General features: G+C 46.0%; 1 protein-coding gene. It reads right to left on the reverse strand.

The features are described 5' to 3' along the window. Positions 1-261 (reverse strand): hypothetical protein (locus FEI13_RS18945; protein ID WP_138183028.1); only part of this gene is annotated, 261 nt, incomplete at both ends.

The raw sequence follows: 261 nt of genomic DNA on the forward strand, positions 1-261 counted from the left end.
TTTGATTTGCAGCAAAGCTTAAACCACCGCCATTATCTGAACCGTCCTGACCATAACTCACACTCAAATTGCCTTCTGCGGTGAGTAACGATGTGTTTGGTTCACTTCCTGTCGCTAGACCTTTTTCATCTACAGAAGTTACTGCTGGCGCAGAACCAATTGATGGCCCATCATCCTTAAAGATAAAACGATCACCTACCGCAACAGGATCACTGGTGACCGCATCACCATCACCATCTGTAGCAGTTGCAGTTAGGGTAA

This window comes from Halomonas urmiana (genome assembly GCF_005780185.1).
Taxonomy (GTDB): domain Bacteria; phylum Pseudomonadota; class Gammaproteobacteria; order Pseudomonadales; family Halomonadaceae; genus Halomonas; species Halomonas urmiana.